Source organism: Terriglobus sp. YAF25 (assembly GCF_052113305.1).
Classification (GTDB): Bacteria; Acidobacteriota; Terriglobia; order Terriglobales; family Acidobacteriaceae; genus Terriglobus.
Map to the genome: position 1 here is coordinate 1 of NZ_JBFRCY010000038.1, position 15,646 is coordinate 15,646.

Annotated in this window: 15 protein-coding genes; 6 read left to right on the forward strand and 9 right to left on the reverse strand. The window is 58.9% G+C overall.

Translation table 11 applies throughout. The annotated features are described in order from the left end of the window. The coding region (locus AB4043_RS02565; RefSeq protein WP_442306444.1) for a hypothetical protein at window positions 1-577 on the reverse strand (577 nt) is incomplete at its 3' end. A gap of 195 nt (window positions 578-772) precedes the next feature. On the opposite strand from AB4043_RS02565, the gene AB4043_RS02570 reads away from it, so the two are divergent. Further along, entirely contained in the window at window positions 773-1,246 is a 474-nt protein-coding gene (locus AB4043_RS02570) for an MOSC domain-containing protein (protein ID WP_442306445.1), read from the forward strand. A gap of 122 nt (window positions 1,247-1,368) precedes the next feature. Here the strand turns inward: AB4043_RS02570 and AB4043_RS02575 are convergent, their stop codons facing one another. Further along, the gene (locus AB4043_RS02575; protein ID WP_442306446.1) at window positions 1,369-1,638 is read right to left on the reverse strand and encodes a dihydrofolate reductase family protein; all 270 of its coding nucleotides are present in this window, start codon (window positions 1,636-1,638) and stop codon (window positions 1,369-1,371) included. 130 nt (window positions 1,639-1,768) lie between these two features. On the opposite strand from AB4043_RS02575, the gene AB4043_RS02580 reads away from it, so the two are divergent. Further along, the gene (locus AB4043_RS02580; protein WP_442306447.1) at window positions 1,769-2,200 is read left to right on the forward strand and encodes a hypothetical protein; all 432 of its coding nucleotides are present in this window, start codon (window positions 1,769-1,771) and stop codon (window positions 2,198-2,200) included. Between the two features lie 96 nt (window positions 2,201-2,296). Here the strand turns inward: AB4043_RS02580 and AB4043_RS02585 are convergent, their stop codons facing one another. Both AB4043_RS02585 and AB4043_RS02590 read right to left on the reverse strand, forming a co-directional pair. Then, window positions 2,297-3,217 carry an RraA family protein gene (locus AB4043_RS02585; protein WP_442302988.1) on the reverse strand — a complete coding sequence of 307 codons (921 nt, stop codon included), beginning with the start codon at window positions 3,215-3,217 and terminating at the stop codon, window positions 2,297-2,299. Window positions 3,218-3,297: 80 nt separating this feature from the next. Then, window positions 3,298-4,311 (reverse strand): methyltransferase, encoded by a 1,014-nt coding sequence (locus AB4043_RS02590; protein WP_442302989.1) that lies wholly within the window; start codon window positions 4,309-4,311, stop codon window positions 3,298-3,300. A gap of 262 nt (window positions 4,312-4,573) precedes the next feature. On the opposite strand from AB4043_RS02590, the gene AB4043_RS02595 reads away from it, so the two are divergent. Further along, window positions 4,574-5,596: an alcohol dehydrogenase gene (locus AB4043_RS02595; protein WP_442302990.1), complete on the forward strand. Its 1,023-nt coding sequence runs from the start codon at window positions 4,574-4,576 to the stop codon at window positions 5,594-5,596. Between the two features lie 299 nt (window positions 5,597-5,895). Here the strand turns inward: AB4043_RS02595 and AB4043_RS02600 are convergent, their stop codons facing one another. The 3 genes from AB4043_RS02600 to AB4043_RS02610 all read right to left on the reverse strand — a co-directional run bounded on the left by AB4043_RS02600 (window position 5,896) and on the right by AB4043_RS02610 (window position 11,110). After that, on the reverse strand, window positions 5,896-7,935 hold the full coding sequence (locus AB4043_RS02600; RefSeq protein WP_442302991.1) for a glycosyl hydrolase family 18 protein: 2,040 nt from the start codon (window positions 7,933-7,935) through the stop codon (window positions 5,896-5,898). Between the two features lie 116 nt (window positions 7,936-8,051). After that, complete coding sequence (locus AB4043_RS02605) at window positions 8,052-10,763, reverse strand: ADOP family duplicated permease (protein WP_442306448.1); 2,712 nt, start codon at window positions 10,761-10,763, stop codon at window positions 8,052-8,054. Continuing rightward, window positions 10,760-11,110, reverse strand: coding sequence for a PadR family transcriptional regulator (locus AB4043_RS02610; protein WP_442303007.1), 351 nt, complete (start codon window positions 11,108-11,110; stop codon window positions 10,760-10,762). Before AB4043_RS02610 ends, AB4043_RS02605 begins: the two co-directional genes overlap by 4 nt. 244 nt (window positions 11,111-11,354) lie before the next feature. Between AB4043_RS02610 and AB4043_RS02615 the strand changes: the two genes are divergently transcribed. Both AB4043_RS02615 and AB4043_RS02620 read left to right on the forward strand, forming a co-directional pair. After that, entirely contained in the window at window positions 11,355-11,822 is a 468-nt protein-coding gene (locus tag AB4043_RS02615) for a VOC family protein (RefSeq protein WP_442302993.1), read from the forward strand. Window positions 11,823-11,827: 5 nt separating this feature from the next. Further along, a complete protein-coding gene (locus AB4043_RS02620) occupies window positions 11,828-12,169 on the forward strand; it encodes a DUF6632 domain-containing protein (RefSeq protein ID WP_442302994.1) in 342 nt (113 codons plus the stop codon). On the opposite strand, the gene AB4043_RS02625 is transcribed toward AB4043_RS02620, so the two are convergent. Next, a complete protein-coding gene (locus tag AB4043_RS02625; protein WP_442302995.1) occupies window positions 12,159-12,674 on the reverse strand; it encodes an iron chaperone in 516 nt (171 codons plus the stop codon). The genes AB4043_RS02620 and AB4043_RS02625 overlap by 11 nt on opposite strands. Here AB4043_RS02625 and AB4043_RS02630 point away from each other — a divergent pair. Continuing rightward, complete coding sequence (locus AB4043_RS02630) at window positions 12,660-15,101, forward strand: ABC transporter permease (protein WP_442306449.1); 2,442 nt, start codon at window positions 12,660-12,662, stop codon at window positions 15,099-15,101. The genes AB4043_RS02625 and AB4043_RS02630 overlap by 15 nt on opposite strands. Before the next feature lie 176 nt (window positions 15,102-15,277). Here AB4043_RS02630 and AB4043_RS02635 read toward each other — a convergent pair whose 3' ends face one another. Beyond that, window positions 15,278-15,499: a hypothetical protein gene (locus tag AB4043_RS02635; RefSeq protein WP_442302997.1), complete on the reverse strand. Its 222-nt coding sequence runs from the start codon at window positions 15,497-15,499 to the stop codon at window positions 15,278-15,280. Window positions 15,500-15,646 lie beyond the last annotated feature (147 nt).

Below are 15,646 nucleotides of genomic sequence, written 5' to 3' on the forward strand. Positions count from 1 at the left end.
GTCCGATCCTGTTGTCTTTGGTATCGATCGCGTACGGCGCCCCCTGCGGAGACTGGCCTGTGTTGACGGCGCCGATCAGTTTCTCCCAACTGCCGAAGCCTGCATCCTGCGCCAGTAGAAGCTGCGCTTCTTCGATGGGGAATTCGTTATCGCCTTCCTTCCCATCGGCGCGTTTCCAGGCACGCTGACGAAACGCGTAATCGCGCCGCCAAATTTCTGCCTTAAGGTCGGCCAGAGTGAACTCGCGGTGATAGTAGCGGTTCAGGCGTTCCAGGGCTTCGGCGTCGCCTTTGTAGGCAGCGACAAAATCCACTGCGGCCTGTTGATGCATGGAAAGTGTCCGGGACTTTGCCGTCTCCTGAATAGCAAGCTTCAACTCGCTCCAGCCCGCAAAGTCGAACTCGCGGGCAAGCGCATGCTGCACATCGCGCAGGACGATCGTTCCGGTTTGTTTGGGATGAGCGTGGGTGAAGCGTTCGAGCGCGGCGGAGTCCTGTGCACGCAGGGCGGCAAGCCATCGTTTGGCTTCGCGGCGCAGGTTGTCGAGTGAGGTAGCGGGCGTGATCTGGCGGGACATAGTACCTTCCTTCCGTGATTGCCCAGGTCCGCTGAGCTCAGGGCCGGATGAAAGGTCCTTGCAGAAACACAGGTTGAAAGTGGGTGGGAGTACTCTCCCTTGCCGCGGACAGGAGGCGCCCCAGAGCGCGCTACCGGTACGGTGTCACAGCGCGGACGGCGATGTCAATGATCATGGGGCATCTGACAGAAAGCCGTGTACTTCTATCCGCATGAACACTATGCGGATTGGGAAAAGCTGCTGGGTACAGGGCCGCTCGCTCCCGGGGCATTTGGGGAGAACATTACATCCGAGGGGTTTTCAGAGGCTGAGCTTTGTATCGGCGACGTGATTCAGATTGGAAGTACGTTGCTCCAGGTGCTGCAGCCGAGAAGCCCCTGTTACAAACTGCAGATCAAGTTTCAGCGGCCGGATATGGTTGCGCTGTTCGTGCGCCAGGGCTTCCCTGGCTGGTATGCATCGGTTGTGCAGGAAGGCACACTGGCCGTAGGCGATGCAATCACGGTTGTGAGCCGAGCGCCGGAACGGATCAGCGTGGCGGATATCTGGCGATACAGCCTGGTTGAAGATGCGGACCCGGAAACGCAGCAGCGCGTACGTGCGCTGGAACTTTTGCCGCGGTTCTGGAAGAGGCAGATCCTGCGGGATGAGCTTTCTTCGGTCGTTTGAGGTTATGGGTATTCCTAACCCACCCTAACTCCGCGAGGGTGGGCGGGAACCCCGTAATCCCTGACAGAGCACAAACGAATCTGCCACTACACGATATCGCCAGTCGCACACGAACTACATGGTCAGGAAAAGTTGTAGCGCAGGTAGACGCAACCTTTATCCAGAGCTTTGGTCTCGATCAGTTTGGGCGAGAGCCGCAGGCCTGTGGCCGGAAATAACGGTACGCCTCCGCCGATGATCTCCGGCATCACATAGATCTCGATGTCGTCCAATGCGCCGCGCTCGAGAAAGGCCGCCTGCAACCGCCCTCCTCCAAGCATCCACACGTCACCGTCATCGAGCGCTCTGAGTTCGGCAATCAATGCCTCCACATAGCCTCGAATCCTTGCCATTCGATACCCCCTCTACGAATGCTCAGTTTAGACCTTTACTTTGTGTCACTTCCCGCGAGGTGTGCAGAGAGTCGGTTCTGTGCAGCCAGATTCGTAGCAAATGCATCTCAATTCCGGAGGAGGGTTTGCTATGAGAACTCCTGTCGTATTCCTGTCGGTGGYGCCGCTGGTGTTCGGGCTTGCTGTCATGGGGCAGAACTCTACTCCGTCGCAGACTCCGCCACCCCAGCCATCGCAGTCTCAGCCTCATCAACGAAGTGCAGGTGGTGACGTTGGTAGCGGTAGCGGCGACATCGGCAAAGGCGCAGGTAAGGGCGCAGGCCACGCCGCCGAGGGTGTTGGCAAAGGCGCCGGTGACTTGGTGACGCTGCACCCGATCGGCGCGGCTGAGAATGTGGGCAAAGGCGCCGGCGAAGCCGGTAAGGATGTTGGTGTAGGCACGGTGAAGGGAACAGGCAAGATTGCGAAAGGCACCGGAAGAGCCGTGGCGAAGCCGTTCCATCATTCGAAGAAGAATGAGAGTAAAGATACGCCTCAGCCTCAGGCAGAACCGCAGCAATAAGTGATGGAGCAGGAATAGAGCGCGCCTTCAGCGCTTATCCCGGTGTCTGTCTTGACTGCGGTGCCCGGCTTGAACTCTCGAATTTCATCGATACTCCTAATCATGTCTCGCCGCCGAGAGAAGCTTTTGAAACTCCTCCTGTGACATCTTCAGTTTCTCCGGATGATCTTTCACCCACGTGCGGAAGGCCTGGTACTTCGCTTCCGTCCAGCCACCTTCAAACTGGCCGCCGTTGGAGCCCTTCGCGTTCTGCTCGAAGTTGAACTCATCCTTCAGTTTGGTGAACTCGGCGCTGCTGATGGCCTCTTCTGCAAGCTGTGCGGGAACAAAGACAACACCGTCCGCGCGCGCCAGCACCAGGTCTCCGGGAAGCACCACGGCTCTGCCGATGCGCAGGGGAGCATTGATCGCGGTGAGCGTCATCTGCGCCCAGGCCGATGGATCATAGCCGCGATAGACGCCGTTCAATCCCGTAATCTCGCGGTTCTCCTCCTGGTCGCGGATGCCGGCATCGAAGACGAATCCGCCGTGGGTGTGGGCCGCAATGCCGCTGCCAAGGTTCGAGCCAATCAGTGTGCCCTCGATGATCTTGCCGAAGCCGTCGGCGACATACACATCGCCCTGCTCAAGCTGCTTGATGGGCCAGCTATTGGTGTCGCCGACGCGCCCCTCAGCCTTGCCTTCAGCTTTGATGGCAGCAACCATGTCCGGCCGCGATGGCATGTATTGCGCGGTCAGTGCGCGTCCRGCGAAAGGACGGTCGGCGTGCAGAGACTGCCAGCCACCGTCAAACTGACTCTTGTAACCATGCCCCTGCAGGAAGTCCCACACATCTTCAACGGTGACGTCCAGCGCGCGAGAGAGCAGTGCGTCGGGCAGCTTTGGCCGGCCGTCGGGAAAACGCTCGCCATGCCAGTCGCCGGTGTAGAAGAGAATGCGCTCCCGCGAGGTAGTGACCTGCGCGGATGCAGCACAGGCAAGCACGAGCAATACGGCGACAAAGAAGGAACGCTTCATCAGAACTCCAAAGTGAAGAGAGTGCAGGCAGCCGTTGCAACGGCTGCCTGCAGTGAAGCGCTAGTATTGCACGACCGTGACTAAGGCTTCGTCGCCAGGATCAGCGGCGACGGTCCGGGGGCATCGAGCAGGCGGGCATCGACGAAGCCTGCTGCCGTGAGCCACTCGCTGATCTCTTCGAAAGAGAAGGCGTCGCCGTCCTCTGTGTTGACCAGCATGTTGACGGCAAAGATCAGCGGCCCCGGAGGTCCGGTGCGATCGGCGTTGACCAGGAACTCGGCAATGACGAGGGTGCCGCCCGGCCTCAGGGCATCGAAGGCCTTCTTCAGCAGCGCCTGGCTGTGAGCCGCGCCCTCGCTGTGCAGGATGTGGCCCAGCGTGGCAACGTCGTAGCCGCTGCCGAAGGGTGTCGTGTTCAGATCGCCGGCAATAAAGTTGTAGCGTGCGGTGAGGCCGAAGCGCTCTACCATGGCCCGTGTGGCGGGCAGCACACCCTCCCAGTCGAAGGCTGTTGCTTCCACGTTCGGCGCGCTCTGCGTTAGTCCAATGCTCCATACGCCGGAGCCTGCGGCCAGGTCGAGTATGCGCACCGTGCCCTCACGCTGCTCCAGAGCGAGATGACCGGCCAGCACCTGCGTCGCCGGATAGCTCATCGGGAAGATGTCATGCACGAAGGCCTGAAAGAAGGCGGTGCCATCGCCCTCCGAATTTACGGAGCGCGCCGGCTTGCCGGTGGCGACCACTTCATTCAGCCCCAGCCACTTCGGCAGAAGCTGCCGGCTGATGTGTTTGAACATGCCGCCCTGGAAGCTCGGCTTGGTGCTCACGAGAAAGGCTTCGCTCTCTGGCGTGAGCGTGTACTTGTCACCGCTGCGCGCCAGGAAGTCCAGACCTACGAGGACATTCATGATGCTGCGCAGTCCGCGCTCCGAGGCGCCGGTGGCGGCAGCGGTTTCGGCGAGGGTTTTGGGTCCGCTATCGAGAACGTCGAAGACGCGATGATGAATGGCGGCTTCGATCGCAAGCGTAGGGGCGTATCCCCACCCAAACTGCATGAGGCGTTCAGGGGTGACGGGTGCTGGGGTTGTACTCATGGTCAATCATCTCCTATGACAACGTGATGGTACTGCATCCCATGGGCACAACCGCAGAGGGATGAAGCCGAGCAGAAAAACAGAGAGCCGCCATTCTGTCACAAAGCACGCATGGCGAACAAAGGTGTTTTCGTGAAGCTTCGATAAAGGTTCTTTGGAGTGATGGGAAAGTTGACGCCACGTTTGTCTGCCCGGCATCAAACCATGCTGTTAGGCTATTCTGCGGTTCCAGGCGATTCGCAAACATACAAGGAGCATGTCCGTGGCAAAGACGATGAAGGTTGCGCAAATCAGTAAGCCGGGTGGGGATTTTGAGCTTGTAGAGCGTGAGATTCCGCAGCCAGGCGCAGGGCAGGTCCGAGTGAAGGTCGAGGCCTGCGGCGTCTGCCACAGCGATGTCATGGTGAAGGACGGGGCCTGGCCCGGGCTGCAGTATCCCCGCGTACCGGGGCACGAGGTCGCCGGCCGTATTGATGCTGTTGGTGATCGCGTTACGACCTGGAAGGTTGGGGATCGCGTCGGTGTCGGCTGGCACGGTGGACACGACTTCTCCTGCGACCAATGCCGGCGGGGTGATTTCACCATGTGCGCCAACCGCAAGATCACGGGCATCGACTTCGATGGCGGTTATGGAGAATACATGGTTGCACCGGTGGAGTCGCTGGCCGCGATTCCCGACGGGCTCCCGGCGGAAGAGGCTGGCCCGTTCATGTGTGCGGGTGTGACGGTCTTCAACGCCTTACGCAATGCCGGCGCACGCGCCGGCGATGTGGTCGCGGTGCAGGGCATTGGCGGGCTTGGGCATCTGGGCGTCCAGTACGCACGCAGGATGGGCTTTGAGACCGTGGCGCTGGGCCGGGGCAAAGACAAGGAAGCACTCGCGAAGAAGCTGGGCGCACATCACTATATCGACTCTGATGTTTCGGATACGGTTGCAGAGCTGCAGAAGCTCGGCGGAGCGCGCATTATTCTGGCAACCGCTCCAAGTGCGAAAGCGATCTCTTCGGTGGTGGACGGGCTGGGCATCAATGGAAATCTTCTCGTCCCGGCTGCCCCGAACGATCCATTGAGCATGAGCGTATTTCCGTTGATTATGGGACGCCGCCAGGTATCCGGCTGGTACTCCGGCACCGGCCGCGATTCGCAGGACACGCTGAAGTTCAGTGCCTTGAGCGATGTTCATCCGATGATTGAGAAATATCCGTTGAGCGACGTCGCGGCTGCATATGAACAGATGCACAGTGGCAAAGTGCGGTTCCGTGCTGTTTTGACGATGGGGAGTTAATTGCGGGCGAGAGCAGCGCGCTTCGTAATGGCAAAGCAAAAAAAGGCGCCATAGTCTCGAGCGCTGAAGGCGCGTCCTATACCAGCCTGGGGCATCGCCCCAGGTTCACGATCCCAGAACGCCTCAAAGGGCTGAAGGCCCGCTCTATATTCCTGACGGAAGGGTTAGGACCTATACCGATACCTGGTCTGGAAACGATCTCTTCGGTAGTAGAGGGCTGAGCATCATGGGAACCTGCGCCCGCTACGCAAAGCGATCGATTAAGCCCTCGAACATCGAGAAACCAGCTTCACCATTCATCATTTTTCGGTAGCGGTATGCAGAAGCGGTCCCAGCACGTTTGAGTATTTATAGTTCTCGCGCCGGTCCGCATCGATCGTCCAATACATCGCTCCCAGCAGACCTGGATAGCCTGCCGGATGTACCAGCTTGTAGGTTGCATCCGCGGGTTTCTTGCCGGTAAGCAGATACTCGACTCCCGCACGCATCGTTGCAGGTTCTTCATATCCGGTCAGAAAGCCCACGGCCACTTTGTCCGCCGGAATCGGAGGAAACATCAGGTTCGGGTTTCCAGCTACAGGAAAGCCATGCAGCACCAGCTCCGTCATCATGGCGTGATAGTCGGTTGTTGCGGCTTGATAGATCTCGCCATCAAGGCCTTGCAGCGGAGGCGTGTTGTAGTCCTGCACATCGACGAATGACAGGATGTCGCGCAGCCCATAGGCCAGCGGCAGATAGCTGCCGAACTGGCCGCCATAGACAACGGCTGCGGCCGGTATCTGCGTGCCCTCGGGCACGAGACTGATCATGAACCCAGATCCAAACTTATCGTGCAACTGCCGCAGACCTTCGATCAGATGGACGATCGAAGGCGTGGTGGGATGCCGGAAGTCATGGTCATTGGCATCGATATCCAGCGATGGCGTCTCGAAGTCGATATCTACACCATCGAAGCCATACTGCGAGACGATCTTCGAAACCGCATCCACAAAGGTGGTTACACTCTCGGGCTTTTCCATCGAGAAGAACTGGCCGCCGCCACCCAGCGAGATCATCACCTTCTTGCCCTTCGACTTCATCTGGGCGATATCGGCCTGTAACTGTTCCGGCGTGTAGCCATTCGGCGGCGCGAACCGCAGCGTGCCCTCCGGAGCCGAGTGGTCCGGCACGGCGAATGCCTCGATGATGATGTCCCACTGCGGGGCAACCTCGGTCAGTTTGAAATCGCGCGATCCATTCCAGTAGCCGATCAGCCGGTGCGTACCGGGATGATCGTTCGGTATCGCAGCGGTAGTGGGTACGTTTCCGCCGGTGGAGTTATCCGGACGTCGCGCGCCGCATGGCTTCGCCGGAGCCGGCAGAGCGTTCTTGTCGGGAAAGCTATAGGTCCCGCTTCCACCTGTGTACCAAGGAACTAGCGCGACATTGCTCAGATGGTATTGCTTCGCGGCGAACGGTTCAGCGTATGGAAAGTTGTTCTTGTGATTGGTGTTCGTCGGCTGCAGTAGAAAGTACGCTGAACCGATCCCGCGGCCTCCGCAGGCGCCTGTCGCCATGGTCCAGCCCGTCTGCACAACATTACCGGTCGGCTTGTTGCCCTGCGTCAAGGGATCGTGCAGCGGGTCATTGAAGAACTCCGCAAGCTGCTGTGTCAGCGGCTGGATATCGCGCTCGCGCACGATGGCAGGTGTCTTCGCAAAGTAGGAGCCAAGAACGAACGAGGTTCCAGTTGTCTTATCGACACCATGTGTCCCGGTCGCGCAGCAGATGGTGTCATCCGCCTCTGCAAAGAAGGTCACGTTGTGGGTCACGGCCAGCACCAGGCGGCCATCCTGCTTCGGAAGCTGCTTGAAGAGCTCGTGCTGCACATACTGCATGTCGACGACGGCAACTCTGCCGCCGTCCTTCTTCGAAGACAATACGTAGCCATGGCCGGCGGGGATCTCGATCGAGATGGCCTTTACGACTGGCTTTTCCAACAGTGTGTGTCCGGCAGGTGTGCCTCCGACGGTGCTCCGCAGCAGGGCATCGGTGTACTGCGTGTCACCGCCTGCGGGAAAAGCAAAGCTCTGAAAGATGGGCGAGGCGGTGATCGAGGGGAGATCCGCGGTGGCGTCGAGTACACGCGGCTGCAGACCAGGGCGGCTGCTGGGGAAGCTGAGCTTCAGCGGCACCAAAGTGACAGGAATGCGCGTCGTTGTTGCCTTCGCGGGATCGCCGCCGGCAAGCGTAAAGGTCTGGTTACCTGTCGTGTACTGAAATACCGGAACCGTTCCCTGGGCTTGCGCGATGACAGAAAGAACACCAAGCAACGACAGACACATCCACTTCGCTCGCATACGGGGGCAACCTCATCAGGTCAAAATCGCAACCCTGCAAGTATGCAACATCGGAGAAAAGCGCTTCATAGGACAATTTGCTTATCCGAAGCGAGTCCTGCCCAAGCCAACGGGAGCTAGTCCGCACGAAGAGCGGTGGAAGGATCAACACTACCGGCACGGCCTGCGGGCAGGCCACTGGCAGCCAGCGCAACGATGGTCACCCCAGCGATCGCAAAGAGGTAGCTGGCGACGTCCAGGGCTTTGACTCCGTACAGCGAGCTCTCGATTCCTTTGGAGGCTGCGATCGCAGCCGGAATTCCCGCAGCGACACCGACTGCCGTAAGCAACAGGCTTCCGCGCAGGACCATCCACACGATCTGTTTGCGCTGTGCACCGAGCGCCATCCGGACACCTATCTCCGCATTGCGCCTGCTTACCCGGTACGAAAGCGTTCCGTAGAGGCCGGTAGCGATCAACACAACAGCAAGCACACCAAAACAGCCGGCGAGCCGGGCAAACATGATCTGCTGCGAGATGGACTGCCGGAAGACTTCGCTCTCCACCATGGGATCGAGCAGCGCCATATCCGGGTCAATCTGCTGGATGAACCTGCGTACGGTGGGGATCATCGCCAGCGGGTCACCTTGCACGCGCATCTCGACGTCAAGCTGGTTTTCGCGGTCGCCTTGCATGAACACGGTCCAGTTCATGGGCCTGGCCTTTTCGGTGATGCCGGTATATTTGTGGTCTTTCACCACGCCGACGATCAGTTTTGGCCGCAATCCCTTTGAGTTGGTCAGGACATGGCCCACCGCATTCACGGTGCCGAGATACTTCTTTGCAAAAGTCTCGTTCACGATAACGGTCTGGGGGGCAGTAGCAGAGTCGGCATCGGAGAAGTCTCTGCCCTGCAGCACCGGGACTCCCATCGTGCGGAAGTAGTCACTCCCAACGGTGTTATGTCTGTAGTTAGCCTCTTCCGGTTCAACCCCATTCGGTTTATGGCCGTCGATGCGGACACCTCCGTTGTTGCTGGACCAGCCCGATCCCGGTCGATTGGCGGCGAAGGAGACGGCTTCGACTCCAGGCATCGCCCGCAGCCTCTGCTGCAGATCGACGAAGAAGGCGATACTCTCCTCTTTTGATGGAATGTGCTGCGGACGAACACCGAAGACGAGCACCCCTTCCGGCTTCTGGCCGAGAGGAATATTCATCAGGTTGCGCAGCGTTCCCAACAACAGCGCTGCTCCTACCAGCAGCACGACGCACATCGCGACCTGCATGACGATCACGATGTTGCCCGTGCGCACGCTACGGGTAGTTATTTGTGAGGCAGTCGCGGAGCTCCGCAATGCCATCTCCGGCCCAGAGGAGATGGCATTGCGAAGAGGCGCAAGGCCGAAGACCAGAGCCGAAACGATCAGCAGAGCTAAGGTGAACCAGAGCACGGCCGAGTCTGGTTGTAGATTGGAGTCGATGCGCGCCCAGGCGCCGAGTGCGCGTGTCGCTCCCAAAGCGAAGATCCAGGCGGCAATACCGCCGAGCGTAACCAGCAAGAAGCTTTCAGTCAGCAGTTGCCGCGCAATCTCCTTACGGCCCGCGCCGATGGCCAGGCGAATGCTGAACTCCCGTTGGCGATTGGCATTGCGCGCCATCAACAGCATCACGATGTTGCAGATGGCGATCAACAGAACCAGGCCGACCATCGCCATCAATGTTTTGAGGGAGCGGGCAAAGGACTCGTCCTGTTCATCGAACTGCTTAGCAGGGAGGAACGAGAGCTGCGGGATTCTTTCTCCGGCGCGTTTTTGCGCGATGCCAAGATAAGCCGCTTGCTGGAAGATGCCCTGAGCCTTGGYAAGCGCCTGCTCCTGAGTAACGCCTTCCGGCATGCGCGCCATCAGGCGCATGCACCAGAGGTTCGGAATCGTGAGATAGATTCCGTCGTTCGCAGGATTACCCCACGCGTTGAACTCCGGATCGCTCTGGAGTGGAATCCAGAAGTCCAGCGGGATACGGCCTTCGGTGCCTTCGAATCCCTTTGCCGCAACGCCCACTATGGTGAAGGGTTTCGATTTGATGAAGAGCGTCTTTCCAAGCACGTCCGGACTGTGCGCATAGTGTGATGCCCAGAACTGCTCGCTGATGACAGTGACGGCCGCATGGTCGTCTTCATCCTTCTGTAGGAATCCGCGGCCCAGTTCGACACCGACGCCTAAACCGCTGAAGTAGTTCCCACTCACCATGTCGCCGGCGGCTTCCTCGGGAATGGTTCCAACGCGCACCGGCGCCTTGCCGCTTGAGGACATGGGGATATAGCCGATGACTTCCTGCAGACCGCTGTGCTCGCGAAGCTCGCGGTAGGTGGCGTAAGAGAAGGACGTAGCCTCGTCGCCGGTGTTATGAGCTCCCGTAGGAAAGCCAGTCGTGTGTATGTAAACAACCCGGGAAGCATCGTGCACGGGCAACATCTTCATCAGCACGGCGTGCATCACGCTGAATACGGCCGTGTTCGCCCCAACACCAAGTGCCAGGGTCAGGACGCAGACGAGTGTAAACACGGGCGTCTTGATAAGCTGACGCACGCCATATCGCAGATCACGCGCAACGTTGGAGAAGAACATGGTTGTTCTCGCTTCCTTTCTCTTCTGAGTGAGCAGGGTTACGTTCCCGAACTGTCGCCGCGCAGCCAGCTTTGCTTCTGCCGCGTCCATTCCCTGGCTTCGGTAGTGCTCGGCCAGCATCTCAAGATGAGCTTCCACTTCTTTGTCGAAGGCAGCATCGTCAGATGACCGCAGGAAGAGCGCCTTGAGCTTCGCAACGAAGATGAGCAGGCGGTCCATCATGGCTCGACCTTTGTCTCAAGCGCGAGCACGCGGCCGATAACGCCAGAGATCCTCTCCCAGTTCTCGGTCTCAATGGCGAGCTGCTTGAGTCCTCGTTTGGTGATCCGGTAGAAGCGGGCGCGGCGGTTATTTTCCGAGACGCCCCATTCGCTGGCGATCCAGCTCTTCTGCTGCAGCCGCAGCAGTGATGTGTAGACGGTTCCTTCATTCAACGTTAGGACGTCGTCGCTTAGTTGCTCGATACGCCGAGCAATACCGAAGCCATGTAGAGGGCCCAGGGCGTGCAGGGTCTTGAGGATCATAAGATCCAGGGTTCCCTGAAGAACTTCTGATTTGTCCACGGCCATCTCGGAGCGCTCCTTTGGGTATGCCAAAGGAATATCACCACTCCTTTGCAATGTCCATAGGAGAAGTGGCGATTTCAGAGTTTATCGTGTCATCAAATCGGCTTGCCAGAGGTTGTATCGTGTCTGCTAGAGCAGACTTCGCTGTAGATGTAGAGTAGGGCTACCGTATCTATGGGCGTTTTCCGCAATGAAACGCTGCTGCGCCCCCTTCTAGGATATCCAGCAACAGGGAAAATGCTCTAATATGCCTGCAATGAACAAAGTTGCGCCTTTCCTCTGGTTCAATGACAACGCTGAAGAAGCAGCCGCGTTTTATCTGAGTGTTTTTCCCCACGCGCGCAAGATCGACGAAGTGCGTTCGAAAGGAGTGGGCCCCTGGCCCGAGGGGAAGACTGCCACCATCACGATCGAGCTCGAAGGACAGGAGATGGTCTTTCTAAACGGCGGTCCCGCGTACCAGCTCACGCCGGCGATCTCGTTCTTCGTCCGCTGCGAGACTCAGCAGGAGATCGATATCTACTGGGATAAATTACTGGAAGGTGGCGGGAAAACCATGGCCTGCGGCTGGCTTACGGATCGCTTCGGGCTGTGCTGGCAGATCGTTCCGCGCCATATCAGCGAGCTGATCAGCCACCCCAAAGGGATGGAAGCAATGATGGGGATGATCAAGCTGGATATCCCCACACTGGAAGCCGCCGTGAGCGGCAACTGACAGGCATGAAGGCTCTCAAGGTCGTGCTGATCGTCGTCGGAATCATCTTCATGGCGCTGGCCTATCCCATGGTGATCTTCATACGGGAGGAAGCAGCGCTCTCAATGATGCTGTCCCTCTACGTCACTCTTGGTGTCTTCCTGCTGATCGCGGCTCGTAATCCTTCCGCACATCGCAGCCTGATTGCGTTCACGGCCTGGTCAAGCCTGGTACACGCTGTGCTGATGGGCACCCAGGCGATGCGCCACATGGTCGCACGTGGTGAGCTGATCGGTGTGGCTGTTCTCATCCTTATCGGCGTGGCGCTTCTCGCGCTTGCGCCTGCCGAGCAGACTTTCAATTCCTGACGGATGCCGACTTGAGCTTCTTTCCCTCGGCGGGCGATTTTTTGATTGCGGCGGCGATTCCATCCGCACGCAGTTTGGCGATCCGGCGGATGAGTTTTACCGGGACCGGCTGGTCGAGAGGGAAATGAATCGTTCCTTTTCGCAGTTCATAGCCTTTGAGCTCCTCTCCGATTGCCGCAAAGAAGGTTCCCGACGCGGCGAACAGGGAGTAGTGCGCCTTGAAGCCGGCGAAGTAAAGCATAGGCTTTCCATGTAGCTTGTATCCGGGCATGCCATACCCTATGCCCTCCACAGCTTCCGGCACCGTCGCCCGGATTGTGCTGCGTACCTGCTCAAGCTTCGGCCGAATCGCTTCGGGTTGCGCGGCAATGTACTCGTCAACCGATTTGGGAGCGCTTTGTTTCACGTCGCGCAATTCTACGTCTCGGTATATGGTTTCACCAGTTGATTTCGCACAGTGAGAAGCGCGAGAGCTATAACCTGCGGGCGGATGCAGGGTGTTCACTATCGGACACCTGTTTTCGATAGCGGACACGTCGTCAACCGCTGTATGCCGGCGGCTTTGGCAAACACGCTGCTTTCCGGATTGGATGGATGGCCTCTTCCTTGCCACTGGAGCATCTTCTCGTACGACATCTACCGGACCATCCGCGAACGCGTCGGAGGCATGGCCGACATGACGGCCATGCAGGCGGGCGCTGCTAGAGTGAGTGCACATCGCCAGGGCGACACTTACGCCCAACCGCTCGACATAAGGCATGTTGCGGGCAACTACTTCGAGGTTCTCGGAGTGAACCCCTATGCGGGAAGGATGCTGACCGCAGACGATGACCGCGAAGGCGCTCCCATTGTCGCCGTCATCAGCTATGCGATCTGGAAGTCGAAGTTCCATAGCGATCCAGGCATTGTGGGAGACACCGTAATCATGACCGGACATCCGGTCACCATCGTCGGCATCGCGCAGAAAGACTTTCTTGGCGAGCGGAATATGAGTGATCCGCCCGGAGTCTGGATTCCGCTGGCGCAGGAGCCCATCTTCAACCCCACGCGAAAGCTCTACAAAGCACCGAATGGCCAATGGTTGCGGATTATGCTGCGCATTCCCGAGAAGAAGAATGTGCCTATCGTGGAGAGTGCCGTCCGCAGCGGCCTGACCGCATGGTTGATGTCCAATCCTGATGTCCGTTCAGGTCATACGCTCGCGGAGATCGCGCGGGAGTCGACAGAGCTTGCTCCGGCAGCTGACGGCATTAACGAGCTACGCGACAGTTATGAGACGAGCCTGCTGATGCTGCAGTGGACCGCGGCCTTCGTGCTGTTGATTGCCTGTGCGAATCTGGCCAACCTGATGCTGGTGCGCGGTGTGGCCCGCAGGCAGGAGCTGAGTGTCCGCGCCGCCCTGGGCGCCTCGCGTGTGCGCCTGGTGCGGGAGATGCTGATCGAGGCAATGCTCCTTGCCCTGATGGGAGGAGTGATGGGAATTGGCGTCGCCTATCTCGGCGTGAAGGGAATGCTGGCGCTGGCGATGCGCGGCGTGACGATTATGCCGCTTTCTCCGCTGCCTTCGCTGCCGGTGCTGGCTTTCTCTATCGTTGCGTCGACGATGACCGGCATCCTGTTCGGCATCGCGCCGGCCTTCATCGCCTCGAATGCGGATCCCGCTGATGCACTTCGTGCAGCCAACCGCGCCACCGGAAACTCGGGTGGTCTGCAGCGGGCGCTCGTGATTCTGCAGACGGCGCTCTCGGTGGCGCTGCTCAGCATCGCGGGCCTGTTCCTCCGCAGCCTGCAGCGCCTTGAACATCAGGATCTCCGCTTCGAAACCACGGGTCGGCTGATTGCATTCATTGACCTGCCGGCCGCCGGATACACCTATCCGCGGCTCGAAGGGCTCTATCGCCACCTCGAACAAACGTTCGCGGCTGCGCCAGCCTTGCACGATATGGCCTATGCGACCTACGGCCCGATGACATTCATGGGATGGGCAACGGGAGTAAACGCCGCCGGGCCGCATCCTGAGCGTACGGTAAGCGCCGGTTATAGCCTGAATAGCCCTCGATATTTCAGCGCGATAGGGACTCCGCTGCTGCAGGGCAGGACGTTCACAGAGCATGACAATCCCGGCAGCAGGCATGTGGCGATTGTGAATCGCGAGTTCGTCCATCAGGTACTGCAGGACGCGCCGGCGCTCGGCATGCACTTCGGTCCAGGCGTGGATATGGCCCAGGAATATGAGATTGTCGGCGTAGTCGACGACGCCAAGTATGGCGATCCGTCGAGAGGCCCCCAGCCCATGTACTTCATTCCGATGTCACAAATTACGACCTTCAATAACGAGCCATATACCGCGGCGATCATTGACCAGTCGAATAAAGCGGCAGAGTTCAAACACTTCGCCGCGAACATCATCGTCCGGTATGAGGGAGACTCCGCAGCGGCGGCGGTGGCCATGCGTCACGCCATCGAACAGGTCGACCCGGGAATTCCGGTCACACGTATCACGACCTATCAGGATCAGATAAGCAACTCCTTTACGCAGAGACAACTGGTCGTCCGGCTGACGGCTATCTTTGGCGGACTGGCGTTGCTGCTGGCGTCGGTTGGTCTCTACGGAGTCACCGCCTATGCCGTCGCGCGCAGAATCCCGGAGATCGGTCTTCGCATCGCTTTGGGCGCAGACCGCAGCCAGGTGATGAGCATGATCTTGCGTGGAGCTCTACTGCAAACCGCAGCCGGCCTACTGTTGGGCGCTCCGATTGCATTCCTGAGCGGACACTATCTGCAATCCCAGCTCTACCAGGTCAGCGGGTATGATCCGGCGATCTTCCTGCTCGCATCCGCGGCGCTGATCCTAAGCGCCTTCGTCGCCAGCGTGATTCCGGCCCGGATGGCATCCAACACCGATCCGATACGCGCGCTGCGTATGGAGTGATTGTGAAAGTACAGTGAATCCAGGAAAGCGCTCCGAGGACGGTGCGCAGCACTGACCTGCCGCAAGGGGCTGTGGCAGAACGGCAGATGTTAGAGCATTTTCCCTATGCTGGATATCCCGAAGAGGGTGCAGCGGCGTTTTCATTGCGAAAAATGCCCTATTGGACGCAGAAGGCTCTACGCCGCGTTATTGGATGGGGAAGCGCTCACGTTTGACACATCCGCAGTCCTGGAAGAGGCGATCTCCTCTGCCCCTGCGTTCTCCAAGGCCGCGACATTGAGCATGACCGAACGCTTGAACTCAAGAAGTGCGGGATCATCGGAGGTTAAGCCCGCTTGGCCCTCCACTTGTGTCATGGCGGCGCGCAGCATTTCAATCATTTTTGGAGATAAAGCCATTAGTCCCAGTACGATCTGATGGCAAGAGCAACGTTATGGTTGCCCGCGATCGGTCACGATCCATTTCGCGGTTCCCGCAGTATTCCGGAAGAGCGGTGCTGTGGCGTTTTCATTGCGGAAAACGCCCATAGATGCGAAACCCTACAC